The organism is Paracraurococcus ruber, from assembly GCF_004353985.1.
Lineage (GTDB): Bacteria > Pseudomonadota > Alphaproteobacteria > Acetobacterales > Acetobacteraceae > Paracraurococcus > Paracraurococcus ruber.
Window position 1 is genome coordinate 1 of the sequence record NZ_SMOA01000308.1, and the last position, 5,979, is coordinate 5,979.

A 5,979-nucleotide genomic window follows, 5' to 3' on the forward strand; every position below is an offset into this window, starting at 1 on the left:
GCCTGGACCGCGCCGCGGCACCGGCCGGTGGCGGAGGCCGCGGCCGTGCGGGCGGCGGCGGCGGCGCTGCGCTCGTCCCAGCGCGTTGCGATCGTCGCCGGCGATGGCGCGGCGCTGTCCGGTTGCGGGGCGGAATTGCTGGCGCTGGCGGAGGCGCTGCGGGCACCCATCGCCACCTCGCTCGGCGCGCGCGGCCTCGTCTCCACGCGGCATGCGCTGCATGTCGGCGTCGCCGGCAATTACTCCGCGCCGCCGGCCAACCAGGTGGTGCATGCGGCGGATCTCGTGCTGTTCGTCGGCTGCGACACCGGCGACCAGGTGACCCATGCCTGGCGCGTGCCGCGGCCGGGCACGCGGGTGGTGCAGGTGGATGCCGACCCGCTGGAGTTCGAGCGGAGCTATGCGACGGAGGTCGCGCTGCTCGGCGACCCGAAGGCCACGCTGGCGGCGCTGGTCGCGGAACTCGGCACGCCGGCGCGGGAGGGCGGCTTCCTGGCGGAGGCGCAGGCGCTGATGGCCGGGTGGCGGCGGGCGGTGGCGCCGCGGCTGGCCAGCGAGGCCGTGGCCATCGACCCGGCGCGGCTCTGCGCCGAGATCACCCGCGCGCTCCCGGGGGACGGCATCCTCGTCGCCGATACCGGCTATTCCGGCATCTGGACCGGCACGCTGGTGGAGATGGAGCCGACCCAGACCTACCTCCGCGCGGCAGGGTCGCTGGGCTGGGCCTTCCCGGCCTCGCTCGGCGCCAGGCTGGCGGCGCCGCAGCGCAAGGTGGTGTGCTGGTCGGGCGACGGCGCGCTGTACTACCACCTGCCGGAACTGGAAACGGCGAAGCGCCGCGGCATCGCCGTGGTGCTGGTGGTGAACAACAATTCCGGCTTCGGCCAGGGCTGGCCGAACTACCTGAAGCAGGCCGGCAACCGGCCGGTGGCGGCGGAGCAGGTGCTGCGCTTCGGCCCGACCGATTTCGCCGCCGTCGCGCGGCAATTCGGCCTGAAGGGCATCCGCGTGGAACGGCCGCAGGACATCGCCGGCGCGCTGGCGGAGGCGCTGGCGAGCGAGGAGACGGTGGTGGTGGACGTCGCCACCGACATCGACTGCCGGGCGCCGGAACCCTGGACGCCCTAGCTCCCCCAGCGGTCAACGCACGAGAAGGAGACGAACATATGGCACGCGTGGCGGTCATCGGCGCCGGGACCATGGGGCATGCGCTGGCGCTGGTCTTCGCGCTGGGCGGGCACCGGGTGCGGCTGACCGACAGCAACCCGGCGACCCTGGCCAAGGCACAGGGGCTGATGGAGACGGCGCTGGCGACGCTGGTGCAGGGCGGGGAGGCGCCGGCGGACTGGACCTCCGGCCATCTCGCCCAGGCGGTGACGCGGCATGAGAGCCTGGAGGAAGCGGTCGACGGCGCCGAGCTGATCGTCGAGGCGATCATCGAGGTGCCGGAGGCGAAGCGCGCGCTCTACGAGCGGCTGGATGCCTGCGCGCCGCCCGACGCCATCCTCGCCAGCAACACCAGCCACCTGGACGTCTTCCCGCTGATCCCCAAGGCGCGGCAGCGGCGGGCGATGATCGCCCATTGGTACACGCCGCCCTATCTGGTGGATCTGGTGGACATGATCCCGGGGCCGGATTGCGAGCCGGCGACCTTCGAGCAGGTCTTCGGCATGCTGAAGGACATGGGCAAGCAGCCGCTGGGCCTGAAGAAATTCGTCCCCGGCTATGTCGCCAACCGCATCCAGGCGGCGATCGGTCTCGAAGTGCAGCACCTGCTGGACGAGGGCGTGGCGACGGCGCCGGAGATCGACGCCGCCATCATCCACGGCCTGGCGCTGCGGCTGCCGATCCTCGGCTTCTACGCCAAGGCGGATTTCACCGGCCTCGCGCTGATGCAGGCGGTGATGGCGAATCGCAGCTATACGGCGCCGGAACCGCGCGGCAGCAGCCCGGCGCTGGACAGGCTCGTTGCGGAAGGCCGCACCGGCGTGCTGGCCGGCGCGGGCTACTATGGCTGGCCGGGCGACGCGGCGGCGCTGTTCGAGGCGCGGGACCGCAGGCTGATCGCCCTGAAGCAGGCGATGCGGCAGATCGGGACGATGGCTGGATTGGAGCGAAGCGAATGATCCGCTACGAACTCACGGGCAAGGCGGCGCTGGTGACGGGCGCGGCCTCGGGCATCGGGCTGGCGCTGGCGACGCAGCTGGCGCGCAACGGCGCGAAGGTGGCGATCAACCACCTGGCCGACGATGCGCGCGGGCCGCAGGCGGTGGAGGCGCTGCGGGCCGAGGGGCTCGACGCGATCGCCGCGCCGGGCAATGTCGGCGATGCGCAGGATTGCGCGCGCATGGTGGAACAGGCGGTCGCCGATCTCGGCCGGCTCGACTACCTGGCGAACAATGCCGGCACGCCGGGCACCAGCCGCAGCATCCCGCCCGCCGACCTCGACCGTGTCACCGAGGAATTCTGGGACACGCTGCTGCAGGTGAACCTGGTGGGCGTGTTCCGCTGCACCAAGGCGGCGGCGCCGGCGCTGCGCGCGGCGAAGGGCGCGGTGGTGAACACGGCATCCATCGCCGGGCTGGGCCATGTCGGCTCCTCCATGCCCTATGGCGCGACCAAGGCGGGCGTGATCAGCCTGACCAAGAACCTGGCGCGGGCGCTGGCGCCGGAGGTGCGGGTGAATGCGGTGGCGCCGGGCGCGGTGGACAGCGCCTGGATGATCGAATGGACGAACGAGCAGCGCGCGGGGTCGATCGACAAGGCGCTGCTGAAGCGCCGCTGCACGCCGGACGACCTGGCGGAGGTGATGCTGTTCCTGCTGGCCGGTGCCGCCATGGTGACGGGGCAGACGGTGACGGTGGATGGCGGGTTGACGCTGGGCTGACCCGGGCCGGGGTCCGGGGGGGGGCGCTTGACCCCCCGGCGGGGTGCAGGGGCAGCGCCCCTGCTTACCGGTCCGGCAACACGACCACGGTCCCCCGCTTCGTCCCCGCCTCCACGGCCTCATGCGCCGCCGCCGTCTCCGCCAGCGGGAAGGTGGCGGCCACGCGGTGCAGCCTGGCGCCCTCCCGCAGCCATTGCGTGATGTCCAGCATGGCCTGCCGTCGTGCCGCGGCGGGCGCGCTGTTCAGCACCACGCCGCGCAGGTTCACGTTCTTCCGCATCAGCGTGCCGGACACCGGAATGGCCGGCGTCGCACCGCCCTTGCTGGCATAGCCGATGACGCTGCCGTTCAGGGCGACCACAGCCGACCACAGCGCGACATTGCCGGCGACATCCACCTCGACCACCCGGTCCACGCCCTGGCCACCCGTCGCGTCCAGGATGCGCTGGGCGCAGTCCGGCGCGCGGTAGTCGAAGACCTGCTCCGCGCCCGCGGCCGAGGCATCTTCCGCCTTCCAGCCGCCGCTGGCGGTCGCCAGCACCTGCGCCGCGCCGCCCCAGCGCGCGAGCTGCACGGCGTAGTTGCCCACCGCGCCGCCGCCGCCCGAGACCAGCACGCGCAGCCCCGCCACCGGCCCGTCGGCGAAGAGGCAGCGATGCGCCGTCATGCCGGGGATGCCGAGGCAGGCGCCGACCTCGAAGGGCACCTCCTCCGGCAGGTCATGCACGCAGTCCTGCGGCACGCAGGTGGACTCGGCGGCGGTGCCGAATGGGCGGAAGCGCTGCGCGTTGTAGAGCCAGACACGGCGGCCGAGCAGCGCCGGGTCGGCGCCTTGCCCGAGGGCTTCGACGATCCCGGCGCCGTCGCTGTTCGGGATGATCAGCGGGAATTCGTTGGCATAGCTGGTGCCGGCGCGGCGATAGGTGTCGGCCGGGTTGACGCCGGAGGCGAGGAGGCGGACGCGCACCTCGCCCGGCGCGGGGGCGGCCCGCGGCCGCTCGCCGTAGTGCAGCACCTCCCGCGCCGGGCCGGTCCGCTCGTACCAGACGGCTCGCATCGCATCCCTCCCATGGCGATCCGGCAAGTCTGCCTGGACCCGCGGGGTTTGACAGCCCGGCCCGGGGGCGGCTTGGATCTACGGCGCGGCGGCCTGCGCCCGGGCCCGGGCGCCGATCCGCCGGAGACCGTTTCCCGCAGGGCGGCAGCAAGCGCCGGGGCGTCCACGCCCCGGCAAGCCCTGCGCCAGAGGAGGACCCCGCCATGGCCCTGACCATCGAGCAATTCGCCACCCAGTGCCGCCAGGCGCTGCTGGCCGATCCCGGCCCCTCCGGCCGGGTCCAGGTGGTGCACCTGGTGCAGGAGGCGCTGAAGGATGCCGGCTTCGTCGCCGCCGCCCTCCCCGAAGGCACGCCCGAGCGCAAGGTGCTCTACGAGGACCCCGATCTCGGCTTCACCATCCTCGCGCATGCCTATGTCGGGGCGAAGGGCAGCAAGCCGCATGACCATGGCCCGTCCTGGGCGATCTATGGCCAGGCGGAGGGCGAGACGGTGATGACCGATTTCGATTGCCTGGCGCGGCCGGATGGCGAGCGGCCGGGCAAGGCGAAGCCGGTGCGCGACTACGTGCTGCAGCCGGGCGATGCCTATCTGTACGAGCCCGGCGTGCTGCACGCGCCGCGCCGCGATGGCTCGACCAAGCTGATCCGGATCGAGGGCCTGAACATGGATAGGGTGAAGCGCCTGCCCTACGAGGCGGTGGAGTAGGCCAGGGGCGGATCCGGCTGCGGCCGCCCCGGCCGCAGCAGCGCCAGACCGACCAGCAGCGCCGGCAGGCCGCTGACCAGGAAGCCCCAGCCATGGCTGCCGGTCAGGCTGAGGCAGAGCGCATAGGCCAGGGGCAGCAGGAAGGCGCCGACCTGGCCGAAGGAGAGCACGCCGCCGGTCGCCGTGCCGCGGCGGCCGGGCGGGGCCAGCCGCGCCGCTTCCGCCAGCAGCACGCCGTGCCAGGACATGGCGGTGGCGGACAGGCCGATGGCGGTGAGGCCGACCAGCGCCAGCGGCCAGTCGGCGCCGAACAGGCCGAGCAGCGCGGCGCTGGCCGCCATGCCCAGCGCCAAGCCGCACATCACCGCGCGCGGCGCCACCACCGTGCTGCCCAGCCAGCCCCAGAGGATGCGCCCCGGCACCGCCACCACCATGGCGAGGGAGAACAGCGCGCCGGCCGCCGCCAGGTCCTGGCCGAGCTCCACCAGGAAGATGATGAAATAGGCGGTGAAGACGGTCTGCAGCCCGTTGAAGGCGAAGCAGGCCATGGACAGCGTCCGCAGCTCCCCCGGCCCGGTGACGCTGCGGAGCGTGGTCCAGAAGTCGGACAGGCGGACGGGCTGGGTGGGGATGCGGTCGGAATCGAACTCCCGCCGCAGCGGCTGCAGCACCAGCGCGAAGCCGAGGCAGGCGAGGCCGGCGATGACCAGCGTCGCGCGCCAGCCATAGGCATGCGCGAGGGCGGGGCCGAGCAGCCCGGCCAGCAGCAGCCCGGCCGGCACCGCCGTCTGCTTCAGGGAGAAGACCAGCGGCGCATATCTCGCCGGCGAATAGCGGCCGAGCAGGTGGGAGCTGGCCGGGGTGGAGACCGCCGCGCCGCCGCCGCCGATGATGGCCGAGAGGATGAACAGCGCGATCCAGCCGCTGGCCGCGGCGGCGAGGCCGATGGCGAGCATGGCCAGCGCCCATTGGCTCATCCGCAGGGCGCCGTCGCGCAGGATGAAGCTGCCGCAGCCGAGCTGGAAGCCGAGCGAGGCGAGGGCGGCGAGGCTGACATAGGTGCCGAACCAGGCGGGGTCGAGCGCGAGGTCGGCGATGACCTCCGGCGCCACCACGGCAGGCAGGCCGCGGCCGAGCGAGGCGAAGCTCTGCTGCGCGAACATGGCGCCGAGCGCCAGCAGCAGCAGCTTCAGCGGCCGGCCGAGGGCCATCATGCCCGCCGCGGCCACCGCCGGGGCGCCGCGGCGGCGCCCGTGGCGGTCAGGCCGGCCCGCATGGGTCCCGGCCGGCCTGATCCTGGCGCGTGGCGCGCAGCCGCCCCGCCGGCC

6 protein-coding genes are annotated in these 5,979 nt (G+C 73.6%); 4 read left to right on the forward strand and 2 right to left on the reverse strand.

Features of this window, described 5'->3' with window-relative positions; translation table 11 throughout:
• The 3 genes from E2C05_RS27670 to E2C05_RS27680 all read left to right on the forward strand — a co-directional run.
• Positions 1-1,128, forward strand: a 1,128-nt coding sequence (locus tag E2C05_RS27670) for a thiamine pyrophosphate-binding protein (RefSeq protein WP_133222871.1), incomplete at its 5' end; no start/stop codon positions are given.
• Positions 1,129-1,166: 38 nt separating this feature from the next.
• Positions 1,167-2,126, forward strand: coding sequence for a 3-hydroxyacyl-CoA dehydrogenase family protein (locus E2C05_RS27675; protein WP_133222872.1), 960 nt, complete (start codon positions 1,167-1,169; stop codon positions 2,124-2,126).
• The gene (locus E2C05_RS27680; RefSeq protein ID WP_133222873.1) at positions 2,123-2,887 is read left to right on the forward strand and encodes an SDR family NAD(P)-dependent oxidoreductase; all 765 of its coding nucleotides are present in this window, start codon (positions 2,123-2,125) and stop codon (positions 2,885-2,887) included. Before E2C05_RS27675 ends, E2C05_RS27680 begins: the two co-directional genes overlap by 4 nt.
• Before the next feature lie 64 nt (positions 2,888-2,951).
• Here the strand turns inward: E2C05_RS27680 and E2C05_RS27685 are convergent, their stop codons facing one another.
• The gene (locus E2C05_RS27685) at positions 2,952-3,944 is read right to left on the reverse strand and encodes an NADPH:quinone reductase (protein ID WP_133222874.1); all 993 of its coding nucleotides are present in this window, start codon (positions 3,942-3,944) and stop codon (positions 2,952-2,954) included.
• 203 nt (positions 3,945-4,147) lie between these two features.
• Between E2C05_RS27685 and E2C05_RS27690 the strand changes: the two genes are divergently transcribed.
• Positions 4,148-4,651, forward strand: a complete 504-nt coding sequence (locus E2C05_RS27690; RefSeq protein ID WP_133222875.1) for a cupin domain-containing protein — start codon at positions 4,148-4,150, stop codon at positions 4,649-4,651.
• Here E2C05_RS27690 and E2C05_RS27695 read toward each other — a convergent pair.
• Positions 4,633-5,862 carry an MFS transporter gene (locus E2C05_RS27695; protein ID WP_205083130.1) on the reverse strand — a complete coding sequence of 410 codons (1,230 nt, stop codon included), beginning with the start codon at positions 5,860-5,862 and terminating at the stop codon, positions 4,633-4,635. The genes E2C05_RS27690 and E2C05_RS27695 overlap by 19 nt on opposite strands.
• Between the last annotated feature and the right edge of the window lie 117 nt (positions 5,863-5,979).

Excerpts from the sequence above, each read along its gene's own strand:
- E2C05_RS27675 (WP_133222872.1), top strand. The coding sequence starts at position 1,167 with ATGGCACGCGTGGCGGTCATCGGCGCCGGGACCATGGGGCATGCGCTG.
- E2C05_RS27680 (WP_133222873.1), top strand. The coding sequence starts at position 2,123 with ATGATCCGCTACGAACTCACGGGCAAGGCGGCGCTGGTGACGGGCGCG.
- E2C05_RS27685 (WP_133222874.1), bottom strand. The coding sequence starts at position 3,944 with ATGCGAGCCGTCTGGTACGAGCGGACCGGCCCGGCGCGGGAGGTGCTG.
- E2C05_RS27690 (WP_133222875.1), top strand. The coding sequence starts at position 4,148 with ATGGCCCTGACCATCGAGCAATTCGCCACCCAGTGCCGCCAGGCGCTG.
- E2C05_RS27695 (WP_205083130.1), bottom strand. The coding sequence starts at position 5,862 with ATGGCCCTCGGCCGGCCGCTGAAGCTGCTGCTGCTGGCGCTCGGCGCC.